The organism is Actinocorallia populi (assembly GCF_002995495.1).
In the GTDB taxonomy this organism is placed as follows: Bacteria; Actinomycetota; Actinomycetes; order Streptosporangiales; family Streptosporangiaceae; genus Actinocorallia; species Actinocorallia populi.
In genome coordinates this window covers 464,180-480,875 of record NZ_PVZV01000004.1, presented here as the reverse complement: position 1 = coordinate 480,875, position 16,696 = coordinate 464,180, and the positions used below count along the sequence as shown (strand labels likewise).

Annotated in this window: 13 protein-coding genes and 1 pseudogene; 13 read left to right on the top strand and 1 reads right to left on the bottom strand. The window is 73.4% G+C overall.

Features of this window, described 5'->3' with window-relative positions:
- Window positions 1-7 precede the first annotated feature (7 nt).
- The 5 genes from C2865_RS18935 to C2865_RS40080 all read left to right on the top strand — a co-directional run bounded on the left by C2865_RS18935 (window position 8) and on the right by C2865_RS40080 (window position 6,089).
- Window positions 8-727 (top strand): cytochrome d ubiquinol oxidase subunit II, encoded by a 720-nt coding sequence (locus C2865_RS18935; RefSeq protein ID WP_106400064.1) that lies wholly within the window; start codon window positions 8-10, stop codon window positions 725-727.
- Window positions 724-2,652: a thiol reductant ABC exporter subunit CydD gene (gene cydD, locus C2865_RS18930; protein WP_198653420.1), complete on the top strand. Its 1,929-nt coding sequence runs from the start codon at window positions 724-726 to the stop codon at window positions 2,650-2,652. The genes C2865_RS18935 and cydD overlap by 4 nt, the downstream gene beginning before the upstream one ends.
- Window positions 2,649-4,331, top strand: coding sequence for a thiol reductant ABC exporter subunit CydC (gene cydC, locus C2865_RS18925; RefSeq protein ID WP_157963799.1), 1,683 nt, complete (start codon window positions 2,649-2,651; stop codon window positions 4,329-4,331). The genes cydD and cydC overlap by 4 nt, the downstream gene beginning before the upstream one ends.
- Before the next feature lie 89 nt (window positions 4,332-4,420).
- Window positions 4,421-5,815, top strand: a complete 1,395-nt coding sequence (locus tag C2865_RS18920) for an FAD-binding oxidoreductase (protein WP_106399805.1) — start codon at window positions 4,421-4,423, stop codon at window positions 5,813-5,815.
- Between the two features lie 124 nt (window positions 5,816-5,939).
- Window positions 5,940-6,089 (top strand): hypothetical protein, encoded by a 150-nt coding sequence (locus C2865_RS40080; protein ID WP_198653419.1) that lies wholly within the window; start codon window positions 5,940-5,942, stop codon window positions 6,087-6,089.
- Between the two features lie 185 nt (window positions 6,090-6,274).
- On the opposite strand, the pseudogene gndA reads toward C2865_RS40080, so the two are convergent.
- A pseudogene (gene gndA, locus C2865_RS18915) lies at window positions 6,275-7,612 on the bottom strand (NADP-dependent phosphogluconate dehydrogenase); the annotation flags it as partial.
- A 462-nt stretch (window positions 7,613-8,074) separates the two neighbouring features.
- Here gndA and C2865_RS18910 point away from each other — a divergent pair.
- The 8 genes from C2865_RS18910 (at window position 8,075) to C2865_RS18875 (ending at window position 16,650) form a co-directional block, all read left to right on the top strand.
- A complete protein-coding gene (locus tag C2865_RS18910; protein WP_232835697.1) occupies window positions 8,075-9,514 on the top strand; it encodes an MFS transporter in 1,440 nt (479 codons plus the stop codon).
- Between the two features lie 124 nt (window positions 9,515-9,638).
- Window positions 9,639-10,802 (top strand): low temperature requirement protein A, encoded by a 1,164-nt coding sequence (locus C2865_RS18905; protein WP_232835696.1) that lies wholly within the window; start codon window positions 9,639-9,641, stop codon window positions 10,800-10,802.
- A 547-nt stretch (window positions 10,803-11,349) separates the two neighbouring features.
- Window positions 11,350-11,457, top strand: a complete 108-nt coding sequence (locus tag C2865_RS18900) for a keywimysin-related RiPP (RefSeq protein ID WP_198653418.1) — start codon at window positions 11,350-11,352, stop codon at window positions 11,455-11,457.
- 24 nt (window positions 11,458-11,481) lie between these two features.
- Window positions 11,482-13,332, top strand: a complete 1,851-nt coding sequence (locus C2865_RS18895; RefSeq protein ID WP_106399802.1) for a lasso peptide isopeptide bond-forming cyclase — start codon at window positions 11,482-11,484, stop codon at window positions 13,330-13,332.
- A 12-nt stretch (window positions 13,333-13,344) separates the two neighbouring features.
- Complete coding sequence (locus tag C2865_RS18890) at window positions 13,345-13,602, top strand: lasso peptide biosynthesis PqqD family chaperone (RefSeq protein WP_106399801.1); 258 nt, start codon at window positions 13,345-13,347, stop codon at window positions 13,600-13,602.
- Window positions 13,599-14,027: a lasso peptide biosynthesis B2 protein gene (locus C2865_RS18885; RefSeq protein WP_106399800.1), complete on the top strand. Its 429-nt coding sequence runs from the start codon at window positions 13,599-13,601 to the stop codon at window positions 14,025-14,027. The genes C2865_RS18890 and C2865_RS18885 overlap by 4 nt, the downstream gene beginning before the upstream one ends.
- A 55-nt stretch (window positions 14,028-14,082) precedes the next feature.
- The gene (locus C2865_RS18880; RefSeq protein ID WP_198653417.1) at window positions 14,083-15,828 is read left to right on the top strand and encodes an ABC transporter ATP-binding protein; all 1,746 of its coding nucleotides are present in this window, start codon (window positions 14,083-14,085) and stop codon (window positions 15,826-15,828) included.
- Between the two features lie 201 nt (window positions 15,829-16,029).
- Window positions 16,030-16,650 (top strand): TetR/AcrR family transcriptional regulator, encoded by a 621-nt coding sequence (locus C2865_RS18875; RefSeq protein WP_106399799.1) that lies wholly within the window; start codon window positions 16,030-16,032, stop codon window positions 16,648-16,650.
- The last annotated feature ends 46 nt before the right edge of the window (window positions 16,651-16,696 follow it).

The window sequence follows — 16,696 nt, the reverse complement described above, 5'->3', positions numbered from 1 at the left end:
GACCGACATGGAAACCCTCGCCCTCCTGCTGCTCGCCTTCTTCACCTTCGGCACCCTCGTGCTGGCGGGCGGCGACCTCGGCGCCGGCATGCTGCTGCCGCGGCTCGGCCGGACGCCGGCCGAGCGGCGCACGGTCCTCGCCGCGGTCGGGCCCTTCTTCCTCGCCGACGAGGTGTGGCTGGTGGCGCTGGCCGGAATCATGATCGGCGCCTTCCCCGGGCTGGAGCACGAACTGCTCCTCGGGCAGCGGACGGCGTTCGTCGTGCTGCTCGCCGGCTGGATCGTCCGGGACGCCGGGTTGTGGTGGCGCGGCCGGGTCGAGGCGCGCGCCTGGGCCGCCGCGTGCGACACGATGATCGTCGCCGGGAGCTGGACGGCCGCCCTGGCGCTGGGCGCGGTCCTCGGCTCGGTGCTGGGCAGCGTGCTGCTCGCGCCCCTGTTCGCCCTGCTGCTCGCCTTCCACGGCGCCGGGTTCTGCAGGACGCGGCTGACGGGCGAGCCGCTGGAACGCGCCCGGCCGGGGAACTACGCGGTGAGCACCCTGGTGCTCGGGGCGGTCACGGTGGCCGCCGGACTGCGGCTCGACCTGCGGGAGATGCTCGCCGAACCCGCCACCCTGCGGGTGGTGACGGTGTTCGTCGCCGTCCTGCTGCCCCTGCTCGTCGGCGGGCAGCTGCTCACGCGGTGGGCCTTCCGGCAGCGGGTGACGGGGCCGGGATACCTGTGAAGCCGGTCGAACGCAGGCTGCTCGGGCTGGTCCCCCGAAGGCGGCTCGGCGTCCTCGGAACGCTGGCGGCCGGTCAGGGCGCGCTGCTGCTCGTCCAGGCCGAACTGCTGGCCCGGGCGATCGCCGGACCGTCCGCGGGGCCGCTGCCGTGGCTGGCCCTGGCGGTCGCGGCGCGGGCCTCGCTGGGATGGGCGGGCCAGCGGATGGCGGCGGGGACCGCCGCTTCGGTGAAGACCTCGCTGCGCGGGCGGCTGCTGGAGGCTCCCGCCTCCTCGGCCGGGGAGCGGGTCGCGCTCGTGACGCGCGGGCTGGACGCGCTCGACCCGTTCTTCACCGGGTACCTGCCGCAGCTGTTCCTCGCCGCGGTCGTGCCCGTGCTCGTCCTCGCGCGGCTGGTGGCCGCGGACTGGTCGTCGGCGCTGCTCGTGCTGGTGACGCTGCCGCTGATCCCCGTCTTCGGCGCTCTCGTCGGGATGCGCACGGCGGACCTCACCCGGCACCAGTGGTCGGCGCTGGAACGCCTCGGGGGGCACTTCCGCGACGTGCTGGCGGGGTTGTCGACACTGCGGGCACACGCGCGGATCCACCACCAGAGCGAGGTGATCGCGGAGCTGGCGGACGCGCACCGCCGGTCGACGGTGTCCGTGCTGCGGGTGGCGTTCCTGTCGTCGCTCGTGCTGGAACTGGTGGCCTCGGTGTCGGTGGCGCTGGTGGCCGTCCCCGTTGGGTTGCGGCTGCTGGACGGCTCCCTGGCCCTGTCCACGGGGCTGCTCGTGCTGCTGCTGACCCCCGAGGCCTTCCTCCCGCTGCGGGCTCTGGGCATGCGCTTCCACGCCAGCAGCGAGGGCATCGCCGCCGCGGAGCAGGCCTTCACCGCGCTGGACGCCCCCGCCGCCGCTCCGGCCGTCCGGCGGAACGGCGGGCGGCGTCCGACGGGGAGGGCGCCGCACCTGGTGCTGGAGAACGTCGGGTTCGCGTACCCGGGGGCGTCGCGGCCGGTGTTCACGGGGCTGAGCCTGGAGGTCCGCCCCGGGGAGAAGGTCGCGCTGGCCGGGCCGAGCGGGGCGGGGAAATCGACGCTCCTGCGCCTGGTCCTGGGGCTGCTCGAGCCCACCGAGGGACGTGTCCTCGCCGACGGCGTGGACCTGCGGGAACTGGACCTCGCCGCCTGGCACGCGTCCCTGTCCTGGGTCCCGCAGCACCCCCGGCTGTTCGCCGCCTCGGTCGCCGAGAACCTCGCGCTGGGACTGCCGGACGTCTCCGGGGAGGCGCTGCGCTCGGCGGCCGCCGCCATGGGCGCCGACACGTTCATCACCGCGCTCCCCCGCGGCTACGACACCGTGCTCGACGAGCGGGGCACGGTGTTGTCGGCCGGGCAGCGGCAGCGGCTGGCGCTGACCCGGGCGCGGCTCCGCGGCGCGCCGTTCTTGCTCCTCGACGAGCCGACCGCCCACCTCGATCCGGCCACCGAGGCCGCGCTGCTGGCGGCCGACGCCCTGTTCGAGGACCGCACGGTGCTGCTGGTCGCCCACCGCCCCTCCCTCCTGGCCCGCGCGGACCGCATCATCCGGGTCCCCGCTCCCGCCGGAACCCCGGCACCACAGGCGGACCCGGAAACACCGTTCGGCGGGACTGCAGGTGCACGAGCCGGGAGACCGGCCAAGGCCCCAGGGCCGCAGGCGGACCCGGAAACGCCGTTCGGCGGGACTGCGGGCGTACGAGCCGGGAGACCGACATCGCAGAAGGTTCCGGAAACGCCGTTCGGTGCGGCTGCGGACACACGGGCCGGAAGTCCGACCGGAACACCGCCGTCACAGGCGGACCCGGGAGCTCCGTTCGGCGAGGCCGGGGGCGTGCGGGGCGGGAGGCCGGGCGGGGTACCGGCTGTGATGGCCGCTCATGGGGTCGTGGAGGAGGGCGCGTGAGGCGCGAGGTGTCGTGGTGGCGGTTGGCGGGGGCCGTGGGGGCCGGGGCGCTGGCGCAGTGGTGCGGGCTGGGGCTGGCCGCGGCGTCGGCGTGGATGATCGCGCGGGCGGCGGAGCGGCCGCCGCTGGTGGCGCTCGGCCTGGTGATCGTGGCGGTGCGGGGCTGCGCGGTCTTCAAGGGGGTGTTCCGGTACGCCGAGCGGCTGGCCGGGCACGACGCGGCGCTGGAGTCGCTGGCGGGGGTGCGGGTCCGGTTGTTCACCGCGCTGGGGCGCGGGCGGTGGCGGGGCGGGGACGCCGCCGCCTTGAACGGGATGCTCTCGGACGTCGACTGCGTTCAGGACCTGCTGCTGCGCTGCCTGCTGCCCGCCTCCGGGGCGCTGCTCGGCGGGGGAGCCGGGCTCGCCCTCGTGACCGTCGTGCATCCGCGTTCGGGTGCGGTGCTGGCGGCCGGGCTGCTGGCGGCGGGCGTCCTGCTCCCGCTCGCGGCGGCCCTGGCGTCGTGCCGGACGGGCGAGGCGGTGTCGGCGCAGCGGGACGCGCTCGCGGCGGCCGGGCTCGACCTCGTCGAAGGGGCGGACGAGCTGACCGTCCACGGCGCCGCGGCGGGTGCGCGCGCGGACGCCGGGCGGGCGGCCGCGCGGCTCGCGGTGCTGGAGCGCCGGGACTCGCTGGTCGCGGACACGGTGGCGGCCCTGGGGCTCGTCGTCCAGACGGCCACCGCGCTGGCCGTGCTCCTGGCCGTCCGGGAGGCCGGGACGGTGACGACGGCGACGCTCGTCCTCACCGCGCTGGTCGCCGTCGAGCTGGTCCTGCCGCTGGGCGAGGCCGCGCGGCAGGGCGTGACGGCCTGGCCCGCGGCGCGGCGGATCGCGGCCCTGCTGCGGGCTCCGGAGGCCGGCGGCCCCGCGGATCCCCGGCCGGTGCCCCCCGGCCCGCTGCGCGTGGAGCTGCTCGGCGCCTCCGTCCGCTACGGCGCCCGTACGGCGTTGGAGCAGGTCGACCTGCGGGTGGAGCGCGGCCGCCGGATCGCCGTCGTCGGTGCGAGCGGCGCGGGCAAGAGCACCCTGCTGGCGGCGTTGTCCGGTGCCGTGCCGCTGGACCGGGGCACCGCCCTGCTGGCGGGCCTCCCCCTGGCGTCGTACGCGCCCGACGACGTCCGCCGCGCCGTGTGCGGGCTCGCGCAGGACGCGCACGTCTTCGCCACCACGGTCCGGGCGAACCTGCTGCTGGCCCGCCCCGGCGCGACCGACGCCGACCTGACCGGCGTGCTCCGCCGGGCCCGGCTCCTCGACGACGTCGAGGCGCTGCCGCTCGGCCGTGACACCCCCGTCACCCCGCAGTCCCTGTCCGGCGGGCAGCGGCGGCGGCTGCTGCTGGCCCGCGCGCTCCTGGCCGACCCGGGCGTCCTGCTGCTCGACGAGCCGACCGAGGGCCTCGACGCCGCCACCGCCGACGAACTCGTCCGCGAGCTGTTCACCTCCCCCGGAGGCGGCACCGTCGTCCTGGTCGCCCACCGCCTCGCCGCCCTCCGGCACGCCGACGAGATCGTCGTCATGGACGGGGGGCGGGTGGCGCAGCGCGGCACGCACACGGCGCTGGCCGCCGTGCCCGGACCGTACCGGGACCTCCTGGAGATCGAATCCCTCACCACCGGAGGGGAAATGGCCCGTATTTAACTGAAATAGACCTATATGTGCATATTTGCAGGGCGTAGGAGGCCGGTCGCCGGGGATTCCCGAAGGGATGGCTGCGGGAAGGGGAGACCATGACCACCGCCGCGTACGAACGGCTGGCCGGCACCCTGCGGGGAGAGCTGGTACGGCCGGAGGACCCGGGATACGACCAGGCGCGCGCCGTCTACAACGCGATGATCGACCGGCGTCCCGCCGCGATCGCGCGGTGCCGTGACGTCGCCGACGTCATCGCGTGCGTACGGTTCGCCCGCGAACACGACGTCGAGCTCTCCGTCCGCGGCGGCGGCCACAACGCCGGCGGCCTGGGCGTGTGGGACGACGCGCTGGCCGTCGACCTGTCGGCGATGCGCAGCACCACCGTCAGCCCCGAGCAGCACCGGGTGCGGGTGGACGGCGGCTGCGTGTGGGGCGACGTCGACCACGCCACGGTCGAGTTCGGCATGGCCACCCCGTCGGGCTTCGTCGCCTCCACCGGGGTCGGCGGGCTGACGCTCGGCGGCGGCATCGGCCACCTCTCCCGCAGGTTCGGCCTCACCGTCGACAACCTGCTCTCCGCCGACGTGGTGCTCGCCGACGGCTCCTTCGTGACGGCGAACGACAACTCCCACGACGACCTCTTCTGGGCGCTGCGGGGAGGCGGCGGGAACTTCGGCGTCGTCACCTCGTTCACGTTCCGCTGCCACGACATCGGCGAGCACGGCACGATCATCGGCGGCCCCGTCATGTACGACCTCGTCGACACCGCCGACGTCATGCGCTGGTACCGCGACCTGATCCCCACGCTGCCGGAGACCCTGAGCGGCTGGTTCGGCCTGGCCGCCGTCGCGCCCGCCCCGCCCTTCCCCGAGGAGCTGTGGGGCCGCAAGGTGTGCATGGTCATGTGGTGCTACACCGGCCCGCACGACCGGGCCGACGAGGTCCTCGAACCCGTCAGGTCCTACGGCTCGCCGCTGCTGACCGGCCTGCACCCGATGCCGTTCGACGTGCTGCAGAGCTCCTTCGACGCCCTCCTGCCCCCCGGGCTCCAGTGGTACTGGAAGGCGGACTTCTTCGAGGAGATCTCCGACGCCGCGATCGACGTCCACTGCAGGTACGGCGAGCTCCTGCCCACCGGCCTGTCCACCATGCACCTCTACCCGATCGACGGCGCCGTCGCCCGCGTCCCGTCCGACGCCACCCCCTTCGCCTACCGCGACGGCGGCTGGGCGGGCGTCATCGTCGGCATCGACCCCGACCCCGCCAACGCGCCCCGCATCACCCAGTGGGCCCGCGACTACTGGAGCGACCTCCACGCGACCTCGGCGGGCGGCGCCTACGTCAACTTCCTCATGAACAACGAAGGCCAGGACCGCATCCGCGCCTCCTACCGCGGCAACTACGACCGCCTGTCCGAGATCAAAGCCCGCTATGACCCCGACAACGTCTTCCACATCAACCAGAACATCCGCCCGGCCTCCCTGGTCTGACCGGCGCGGCCCCGACGCGGCGCGGGCGGACCCCCGTTGCCGCGTGCGGGAACGCCCTTGGGGGAATCCCCGTTGAACAGGATGGACGGCCGGTTTCCATCCGGCAGTGACCGAAGGGGACGGCATGGCTTCCGTGATCACCCGTATCCGACGATTCCTGAACAGCCCGCAGGGCCGCCAGGCCCGGATGAGGGCCGAGCAGCTCGCCCGCGACCCTCGCCACCAGGCCAAGGCCCGGGGACTCCTCCAGCGTTTCCGCGGCCGCCGCCACTGACGCCGCCCGCGAGAAGCAGGGGCGCCGGGATCCTCCCGGCGCCCCTTCCCGTTCTCCGGCGGCCCTGAAGCCGCGCGAACCCTCCGGAAGGCACGGACCCCGACCGGCCAGGTGTCGGTGCGGACCTCCGTGCCGTCCTGGGCCCAGCGGGTGTGGAAGGCGCCCTCGGCGTCGACGCGGCGGTAGGTGTGCGCGCCGAAGAAGTCGCGCAGGCCCTGGATGAGGGAGGCCGGGCCGCGTTCGCGGCGGTAGCCGTCGTAGTAGGACAGCGAGGAGGAGAACGCGGGGATCGGCACGCCGCGTTCGGTCGCCGTCGTCACCACGCGCCGCCACGCGTCCTGCGCGTTCGCGACGGCCTCGGTGAAGTACGGGACGGTCAGGAGGTTCTCCAGGTCGGGGTGCTCGGCGTAGGCGTCGCGGATCCGGTCGAGGAAACGGGCGCGGATGATGCAGCCGCCGCGCCAGATCGTCGCCATCGCGCCCAGGTCGAGGTCCCAGCCGTAGGCGCGGGAGGCCGCGTGCATCTGGGCGAAGCCCTGCGCGTACGCGACGACCTTGCTCGCGTACAGCGCCTGCCGGATGTCGTCGACGAGCTCCTCGCGGACGGACCCGTCCTCCGGCACGGGCCCCCGCAGCACGGCCGACGCCCTGCCCCGCTCCTCGCGCAGCGACGAAAGGGTGCGCGCGTACACCGCCTCGGTGATGCCGGTCAGCGGGACGCCGAGCTCCAGGGCGTCCTGCGCGGTCCAGCGGCCGGTGCCCTTCTGCTCGGCCTCGTCGACGATGACGTCGACGAGCGGCCCGCCGGTCCGCTCGTCGGTCTTGGCCAGCACCTTCGCGGTGATCTCGACGAGGAACGACTCCAGGTCGCCGGAGTTCCACTCCTCGAAGGTCCGGGCGATCACCGGCACGTCCAGGCCCGCGACGTTGCGCAGCAGGTCGTAGGCCTCGGCGATGAGCTGGATGTCGGCGTACTCGATGCCGTTGTGCACCATCTTCACGTAGTGCCCGGCGCCGTCCGGCCCCACGTACGTGCAGCACGGCGTCCCGTCGACCTGCGCCGCGATGCCGGTGAGGATCTCCTCGACCTCGGCGTAGGCGGCGCGGTCGCCGCCGGGCATGATGCTCGGCCCCAGCAGCGCGCCCTCCTCGCCGCCGGACACCCCCGCCCCGATGAACCGCAGCCCGTCCCGCGCGCACCGCTCGACGCGGCGGCGGGTGTCGGTGAAGTGCGAGTTGCCGCCGTCGATGAGGATGTCCCCCTCCTCCAGCAGCGGCACGAGTTCGTCGATCACCGTGTCGACCGGCCCGCCCGCCTTGACCATGATGATGATCCGCCGCGGCCGCTCCAACGCCCCGACGAAGTCCTCCACCGTCTCGGCCGCCGTGAAGGCGCCCTCGTCCCCGTGGTCCTTCATGAACTTGCGCGTCCGCTCCGCCGTGCGGTTGTGGACGGCCACCGGCACCCCGCGACGCGCGATGTTGCGGGCGAGGTTCGCCCCCATCACCGCCAGCCCCGTCACTCCGATACGGCTCGTTGCGGTCACTGTTCTCGCTCCTTCGCCTCGCCCTGCGCCGGTCCTCCGGCCGCTCCCCTTCGCACGGGAGCCCTTGGAAGGTCTGTCCGCACCCGGGCCGGGAAAACACCCGGCCACTCCGTGTCACGGTCCCCGGCTGTCCCCGCGTCGCCGTCTTCTCCCCCGCCGACGCCCGCGCGGGCCGTCCGGGTCCCGCGGACCTCCCGGCCGAGCAGGCGCTCCCCGACCGACCGGCCTCGGCCGGTACGTCCACCCGGTCTCCGGCACCGCCTTCCGCGTTCGGCTCCCGGACGGAAAACCGTTCCGGAAATGTCAGAGGCCCCTTGTAGTGTCACATCGAACAGAGTTCCGATTAGCAGGAGTTCCCCCTTGTCAGAAACCTTGCAGAAAGCCCGTCCTGAGCCGGAAGGAGATACTCCAGCGTCACCGCATGCGGGTCTCGCCCTGGTGGTGATCGCGGCGGCGCAGCTGATGGTCGTGCTGGACGGCACCATCACCAACATCGCACTGCCGAGCATCCAGACCGATCTCGGCATGTCGTCCTCCGGGCTCGCCTGGGTGATCAACTCCTACGCGCTCGCCTTCGGCGGGCTGCTGCTGCTGGGCGGCAGGTCCGGCGATCTCTTCGGCCGCCGCCGCATGTTCCGCGTGGGACTGGCCGTCTTCACCGTCGCCTCGCTCCTGGGCGGCCTGGCGCAGAACGACGTGCAGCTGATCGCCGCCCGGATCCTGCAGGGGGTGGGAGCCGCGATCGCCGCGCCGACCGCGCTGTCGCTGATCACGGTGAACTTCCCCGAGGGCAGGCCGCGCAACAAGGCGATGGGCGTCTACGCCGCGATGGCGGGCATCGGCTCCACCGTCGGCCTGCTGCTGGGCGGCGTGCTGACGGACTACCTGGACTGGCGCTGGGTCATGTTCGTCAACGTCCCCATCGGCCTCGTCGTGCTCGCCGGGACGAAGGTCCTGGCCGAAGGCGAACGCAACACCGGCGGCCTGGACGTCCCCGGCGCCGTCACCGGCACCGGCGGCCTCCTCGCCCTCGTCTACGGCATCACCCGGGGCGGTGAGGACGGCTGGACGGACTCCCTCACGCTGGCCTCCGGCGCCGCCGCGCTCGTCCTGCTCGCCGTCTTCCTGGTGATCCAGACGCGTTCCGCCCACCCGATGATGCCGCTGCGCCTGTTCGCCGACCGCAACCGCGCGGGCGCGTACGCCACCGTGATGTTCATCGGCGCGGGCATGTTCGCCACCTTCTACTTCCTCACCCTCTACCTCCAGCAGGTCCACGGCTACAGCCCCGTCCGGACCGGCCTGGCCTACCTGCCCTTCAGCCTCGGCATGGGCGTCGCCGCGGGGGTCGGCACCCAGCTCGTCACCCGCCTGGCCCCCCGGCTGATCGCCGGGCCCGGCCTGGTGGTCGCCGCGCTCGGCATGTTCTGGTTCTCCGCCCTGGAGCCCGGCTCGCCGTATCTCACCCACATCCTCCCGGCGATGTTCATCACCGCCGTCGGGCTCGGCGTCAGCTTCGTCCCGATGACCCTCGGCGCCGTCAGCAAGGTCCGCGACCAGGACGCCGGCATCGCCTCCGCGCTGCTCAACACCACCCAGCAGATCGGCGGCGCCCTCGGCCTCGCCGCGCTCAGCACCATCTCCGCCGGCGTGGCGAACGGCGATCTCCCCCACGCCTCGGAGAGGTTCTTCCAGGCCCTGGCCCTCGGCGACCTCCCCCTGCTGAAGCAGGCCTCGGAGGCGCTGACCCACGGCTACACCGCCGCCTTCCTGGTGGCCTCCACCCTGTTCGTCGCGGCGCTCGTCATCGTCGCCGCCGCCGTCAACGCCCCCCGCCAGGAGCAGTCCGAGAACGGCACCGCCGTCCACATGGGCTGACCCCCGGCCCTCTCCCACGGGTCCCGTCCTTCTCCGAAGGGCGGGACCCGTGTTCTTTCCAGGCGAACCACGACGCCGCGAGACCCGGGTCCTCACCCGTTAAATTGAGGGAATGCCATCCCCCTTGCGCGATCGCACGGCCGCGACCTCGACGAAAGTCTCCTTTTTCGAGCTTTTCTTCGACCTCGTCTTCGTGTTCGCCGTCACCCAGCTGTCCCACCGGCTCCTCGGGGAGCTGACGCCGGGGAACGCCCTGCAGACCGGGCTGCTGCTGCTGGCGGTCTGGTGGTGCTGGATGTACACCACCTGGGCCACGAACTGGTTCGACCCCGACCATCCGGTCTTCCGCATGGTGCTGACGGGGGTGATGCTGGCGGGCCTGCTCATGGCGACCGCCATCCCCGAGGCGTTCGAGGAACGCGCCCTGTGGTTCGCGCTCGGTTACACCGCCGTCCAGGTCGGCCGCACCCTCTACGGGGTCCTGGTCACCCGCGGCACCCCGCTCGGACCGACCTTCCAGCGGATCCTCTGCTGGTTCGTGCCGTCCTGCGCGCTGTGGATCGCCGGCGGCACCCTCGGCGGCACCGCCCTCGTGGCGCTGTGGGTCGCCGCCGCCCTCATCGACCTCGCCGGGCCGTCCAGCGGCTACTTCGTCCCCGGCCTCGGCCGTTCCGCGACCTCCGACTGGTCGTCGATCGACGGCGCCCACATGGCCGAACGCTGCCAGCTCTTCGTCATCATCGCGCTCGGCGAGTCGGTGCTGCTCACCGGCGTCACCTACGCGAAGCACCCCTACGGCGCGGCGGCGACCGCCGCGTTCGCCCTGGCGTTCCTCTCCTCGGTGGCCTTCTGGTGGATCTACTTCGACCGGACGGCCGAGGCCTCCGCCGAGGCGATCGCCACCTGCCCCGACCCCGGCCGGGTCGGCCGCAACGCCTACACCTACGGGCACCTCCCGATCGTCGCCGGCATCATCGTCGCCGCGGTCGCCGACGAACTCGTCATCGCCCACCCCACCGGCCACACCACGGCGGGCACCGCCGCGGCCGTCCTGGGCGGCGCGGGCCTGTTCCTCACCGGGCACCTGCTGTTCACCCGCACCGTCTTCGGCCACTGGTCCCGCCCGAGGCTGACGGCCCTGGCCCTGCTCGCCGCGCTGGCCTTCGCCCACCCGCTGCTGTCCCCGATCCTGCTGGCGTTCGCGGCACTGCTGGTCCTCGCCATGGTCCCCGTCTGGGACCTGGCCTCCTCCCGCCGCACCGAAGAGCCCGAAGTCGACTTCGACTAGGCACCGAAGCGGCGGCCGGATCAGGCGAACCGGTCGTAGAGCCGCGATCACAACGATCCCGGCGTGAGGCCTTCCATCCTCTTCAAGCCCGTCCGCACGGTGCCGTCCGCCTCCCGTCCGAAACCACTGCCGCATGATCCCGCTCCCCTTGACACGACGGAACGGGAAACAGAAGCACACGCCTCCTCCCGCCATGCAAGCGCGACCGGGTCTCGCCGCCCTCTCCGCTTCGCGGGAATCCGGTACCGCGCGATAGACGCGGCCCGCAGGAGCGCCAAAAAAATGTCACCACCACGGTTGTTTAGTCGACCATGGCGACTCTCCCCACCACCGAAACCCAGTAACCAAATGCGCCTTTATCACCATTTCATGCTTGAGTCGATCTTTGACCAAAAGAGAAATCGGGAGAATAGCGACATTGGACGAGCCCTGCCGGAGCTGCGAAACTCCCTTTGCACTCCTCTACCGAAATCCGCTGGTCAGAGACCGTTGGATGAAGGTTCGAGGAAGGCTTAATCCTTCTCTCGTCCCCTCAGAAAGGGAGATCATGCAGCGCTACGAACCCCCCGCCCTGGTGGCATCCGGAACTTTCCGCAAGGTGACCGGCCTCCTCGGCAAGAACGGCAACGACCGTCTGATCCTCAGCAAGAACTGAGCGGAACGGATACCGGTCCGACCCATGCCAGAACGCTTCGGCATGCCGGGTCACGGCGAGTCGCACTTCGTGGTCCTTCCGGACCGCGAGGCCGCGCTCGCCGTGGCCCCGGCCTTCCGCTCCCCCGGCTCCCGCGTCCTCCCCCATCCCTCGGGCCGGCCCTGGCTGGTCGGCCGCTGGCCGGACGACCAGATCACCGTGGCCGAAGCCGGGAACACCCGGCTGGCGGTCATCGGCTCCTGCCCCGCCGACACCGCACGGCTGACCCGGGAAGCCGGGCGGCTGACCGACCCGGCGGGACTCGGCCGGCTCGCCCGGTCCCTGCCGGGCAGCTTCCACCTGGTGGCCGCGCTGGACGGACGGCTGTGCGTCCAGGGCACCGCCTCCGGTCTGCGGCTGGTGTTCCACGCCCGGGTGAACGGCGTCACCGTGGCCGCCGACCGCGCCGACGTCCTGGCCTCCCTCCTCGGCGCCGAACCGGACGTGCGGCAGATCGCGGTGCGCCTGTTGTGGCCCGTCCCGCACCCGATGCTCCGGACCTCGTTGTGGCAGGGCGTCCAGAGCGTCGACCCCGGCCACCGCCTCACCGTGCTGCCGGACGGGCTGACCTTCCGGCAGGACCGCTGGTGGGCACCACCGGAACCCGTGCGGTCCCTGGCCGAAGGCGCCGTCGACGTCAGGTCCGCGCTGGCCGAGGCGGTCGAGGCCCGCACCCGGGGCGGCGGTACCGTGAGCTGCGACCTCTCCGGCGGGCTCGACTCGACCTCGTTGTGCTTCCTCGCCGCCCGGGGCGAGGCCCGGGTCATCGCCGGCACCTGGCCGGGACTCGATCCCGCCGACGACGACCTTCCGTGGGCGCTGCGCGCGGCCGCCCACCTGCCCGAGGTGGAGCATGCCGTCTGGCCCGTCGAGGAGTCCCCGCTGGTCTACGCGGACCTGCTGGAGATCGACGATCCGCTGGACGAGCCGACCATCGGGGTGATGGACCGCGCCCGGATGCTCGGCCACGTGCCCCGGCTGGTCGCCAAGGGCAGCCGCCTGCACCTGACCGGCATCGGCGGCGACCACGTCGCCTGGTGCTCGGAGGCCTACTATCACCGGCTGCTGCGCAGACGGCCCCTGCTCGCGCTGAACCGGCTCCGCGGCTTCGGCTCCCTGTTCAACCGGCCGGCCGGGGACACCGCGCGGGCGCTGGCCGACAACCGCTCCTACCGCCGGTGGCTGGCGGACTCGGCCGCGGACCTGCGCCGCCCTCCTCCTTCGTCCGCGGCGAACGCGCTCGGCTGGGGAACGGCTCCCCGGATGTTCGACTGGGTCACCCCCGAGGCGGTGCGGGAGGCGGGCGAGGCGGTGCGGGAGGCGGCCGCCACGGCCACGCCGCTGTCCTCCGACCGGGGGCTGCACGTCGACCTCTACGCGATCCACGAGTGCACCCGGATCATCCGGCAGTGGGAGCAGATGAGCACCCGGGCGGGCCTGCCCATGGCCTCCCCCTACCTCGACGACCGGGTGATCGAGGCGTGCCTGGCCGTCCGGCCGCAGGACCGGGTGACGCCGTGGCGCTACAAGCCGCTCCTGGTCGCGGCGATGCACGGCATCGTGCCCGACGAGTGCCTGCGGCGCAGCAGCAAGGCCACGGCCGCGCTGGACGCCTCCGCCGGCCTGCGCGCGCACCGTGAGGACCTGTCGGCGCTGTGGTCGGAGTCCCGCCTGGCCGAGCTGGGACTGGTCGACGTGCGGCGGCTGAAGGAGCTGGCGGACCGCCCGGCCACCCCTGCCCTACGAGAGGCGATCTTGTACTCCACCATCGGCTGCGAGGTCTGGCTGCGCACGCTCACCGCGCGCGGCTCCCGGCATCCGGTGTCCCGTCCCTGAAAGGAGAACCCGTTGGGACTGCGACTGCGTCCCGGGGTGTCCACCGCGGACACCTCGTACGGCACCGTGCTGCTCGACGAGCGCAGCGGAGAGTACTGGCAGCTCAACCCCACGGGAGCGCTCATCGTCCGGCTGATGCTGGCCGGCGCCGGCCCGGAGCGGACCGCCGCGGCGCTGGCCGAGGAGTTCGAGGTCGAAGAACCGCGGGCGCTTCGGGACGTGACCGCGCTGCTGGAGGAGCTCCGATCCGCCCGGTTGGTGATCTCATGACGACGCCCAGCGCGCTCCACCGCCCCACCGGCATCCCCGCGGGCCGCCGGATCGCCGCCCGCGGCGCCGTGGTGTCGGCCCGCCTGCTGGCCCTGCTGCCGCCCCGCCGCATCCGGTGGATCCTGGCACTGCTGAGCCGGGGCGCCGTGCCCGCCGCCCACGACCAGGCGAAGGCCGCGCGTGACGCCGTGCTCGCGGTCAGCCTCGTCTGCCTCGGCCCGCAGGGCTGCCTTCCCCGGTCGTTGGCGACCGTCCTGCTGTGCCGGATGTCGGGCACCTGGCCGACCTGGTGCGTCGGCGTCCGGACGATGCCCCCGTTCGGCGCGCACGCCTGGGTCGAGGCGGACGGCCGGATGGTCGGCGAAGGGACGCCCGACGGCTACCTCAGCCCCCTGCTGTCCGTGCCCCCTCGCCATGAGCGGTGACCCGCGCGGCATCGGAGGCGATCGGGCCGAAGACGGGAGGGTCGAGGGCCGTCGGGTGGGACTGCGCGAGATGCTGGGGCTGCTGGCCGGGCAGCGCGGGGCGGCCGGGGGCGCGCTGGCGCTGGCGCTGGCCGCCTCGGGACTGGGGTTGGTGCAGCCGCTGCTGGTCAAGAGGGTGATCGAGAGTGCCGGCTCCGGCCCGGTGGCGTGGGGCGCCGTGGTGGCGCTGGTCGTGCTGTGCCTCACGCAGGCGCTGACCGAGGGGGGTGTTCGGTATGCCCTGGCGCGCGCCGGTGAGGCGGTGGTGCTCGGCGTCCGGCTCAGGCTGATCGACCGGCTGCTGCGGTTGCGGATGCCGGTGTACGACCGGCGCCGGCTCGGTGACCTGATCTCCCGGGCCGGCACCGACACCACCGCGCTGCGCCAGGTGGTCGCCACCGGGTTCACCGACGCGGTGACAGGCTGTTTCGGGCTGGCCGGGGCCGTGGCGCTGATGGTCTGGCTGGACCCGGTCCTGTTCCTGTTGGTCGCGGCACCGGTCGCCGTCGCCTGCTCGGTGCTCTGGCTCGCCCTGCGCAGGGTCCGGGCGGCATCTCTGGCGGGCCAGACCGCGACCGGTGAGCTGGCCGCCGACCTCGAACGGGCGCTGGGCGCGATCCGCACCGTACGGGCCTGCCGTGCCGAGGACAGAGAGGCGGGGCGCATCGCGCGGCGGGCCCACGACGCCTACACCGCGAATGTACGGATGGCCCGGTACGACGCGGCCGTCGCGCCCGCCGGTGATCTGGCGATCAACGGCTCGTTCCTGCTGGTCCTGCTCATCGGCGGGATGCGTGTCGCGTCCGGTGCGGGGTCGATCGCCGATCTCGTCGCCTTCCTGCTGTACATGGTGTACCTGGCCGGGCCGCTCGGCTCGGTCTTCGAGGCGGCCAGCGTCCTGCAGCAGGCGACCGGCGCGGTGCACCGGATCAACGAGGTGCTCGCCTGGCCCCGCGAGGGGAGCGGCTCAGCGGTGCCGCCGACAGCGTGCGAGAACACCCCGGTACTGGAGTTCCGCGACGTGTGGTTCGGCTACGAGCCGGAGCGGCCGGTACTGCGCGGGGTGTCCTTCCAGGTTCCCGACCGCGGGCACCTCGCGCTGATCGGCCCGTCCGGAGCCGGGAAGTCGACGGTCTTCGCGCTGATCGAGCGCTTCTACGACCCCGGCCGCGGCCGGATCCTGGCGGACGGCGCCGACCTGCGCCGGCTGGACCGCGCCGCCCACCGGGCCGGGATCGGCCTGGTCGACCAGGACTGCCCGATCCTGCACGGCACGCTCCGCGACAACCTCCTCTACGCCCGCCCCGAGGCGGCCGGAGCCGATCTCGAACGCGTGATCGGGCTGGCCAATCTCAGCGGACTGGTCACCCGGCTGCCGCTGGGTCTGGACACTCCGGTGGGCGAACGCGGGGCGGCGCTGTCCGGCGGTGAGCGTCAGCGGGTCGCGATCGCCCGCGCCCTCCTGGCCCGCCCCCGCCTGCTGCTCCTCGACGAACCGACCGCCCACCTGGACGCCGAGAACGAGGCCGCGCTACGCCGCACGATCGATCAGGCCGCCGCCGAGTGCTCCCTCATCGTCATCGCGCACCGCTTCACCACCATCCGCACCGCCACCCGGATCATCGTGCTCGACCAGGGCGCCGTCACCGCGTCCGGCACCCACCACGACCTGATGGCCTCCAGTTCCTACTACCGCGGGCTCGCCGCCGAATGGACCGGCTCCGGTTCCGAGAGCACCGCATCCCTGGCTCTCCCCGATTGAAGGGCACGGATCCGCCGCCGTACGGGACGGGAAAGTGGTGCAGGCGAATCCGCGGATGCGAAGACCGCAGGCGAGCGGCCCCCGGCCGATGCCCACGGGTACCGGCCGGGGGTCGCCTCCGTCCCCGCGGGTCCGTGACGGCGGCGCCGGTGCGGCATGGGGCGGCGGACGAGGTCTCCGGGTCGGGATACGGTCGACCGTATGGAGAGTGCCGTGGGCCGTACCACCGACAAGCGCCTTCTGCGCGGGGCCCGCACACGGGAGCTGGTGCTGCGGCACGCGGTCGACCTCGCCTCGCTCGAAGGGCTCGAGAACATCAGCTTCGGACGGCTCGCGGCCGAGGCCGGGGTCAGCAAAGCCGGTGTCCAGACCCTCTTCAAGTCCAAGGAGGCGCTGCAGGTGGCCGCCGTCGAGCACGCGCGGCGCATGTTCATCGACGCCGTCATCCGCCCGGCCCGGTCGGCGCCTCCCGGTGCGGCCCGCCTGCGCGCGCTGCTCGACCGCTGGGTCGAGTACGCCACGGCTCCGCTGTTCGCCGGCGGCTGCTTCCGCGCCGCGAACCTGGCGGGCTTCGACAGCAGGCCCGGCCCGGTCCGGGACGCGCTGTTCCGCGACCAGCAGGAGTGGACCGAGACCCTCGCGGGCGAGCTGCGCCAGGCCGTGGCGGCGGGCGAGATCGCCGACCTGGACGCCCCGCTCGCCGCCTTCCAGATCGACGCCCTGCTGTGCGCGGCGAACACCGCCCTGCGCATGGGAGACGACGACGCGGTCGGCAAGGTCCGCCGCGTCGTCGAGGGAATGCTGGCGCCGCCCCGGCCCTGACGCCGCCCGGTGCGGACGCCCGCCGGACGGTCGCGACAAGATCAAC

What these genes read in the sequence shown, in the direction of transcription:
- C2865_RS18895 (WP_106399802.1), top strand. Translation starts at nt 11,482, where the DNA reads ATGCCAGAACGCTTCGGCATGCCGGGTCACGGCGAGTCGCACTTCGTG.
- C2865_RS18935 (WP_106400064.1), top strand. Translation starts at nt 8, where the DNA reads ATGGAAACCCTCGCCCTCCTGCTGCTCGCCTTCTTCACCTTCGGCACC.
- C2865_RS18875 (WP_106399799.1), top strand. Translation starts at nt 16,030, where the DNA reads ATGGAGAGTGCCGTGGGCCGTACCACCGACAAGCGCCTTCTGCGCGGG.
- C2865_RS40080 (WP_198653419.1), top strand. Translation starts at nt 5,940, where the DNA reads ATGGCTTCCGTGATCACCCGTATCCGACGATTCCTGAACAGCCCGCAG.
- C2865_RS18920 (WP_106399805.1), top strand. Translation starts at nt 4,421, where the DNA reads ATGACCACCGCCGCGTACGAACGGCTGGCCGGCACCCTGCGGGGAGAG.
- C2865_RS18885 (WP_106399800.1), top strand. Translation starts at nt 13,599, where the DNA reads ATGACGACGCCCAGCGCGCTCCACCGCCCCACCGGCATCCCCGCGGGC.
- C2865_RS18900 (WP_198653418.1), top strand. Translation starts at nt 11,350, where the DNA reads ATGCAGCGCTACGAACCCCCCGCCCTGGTGGCATCCGGAACTTTCCGC.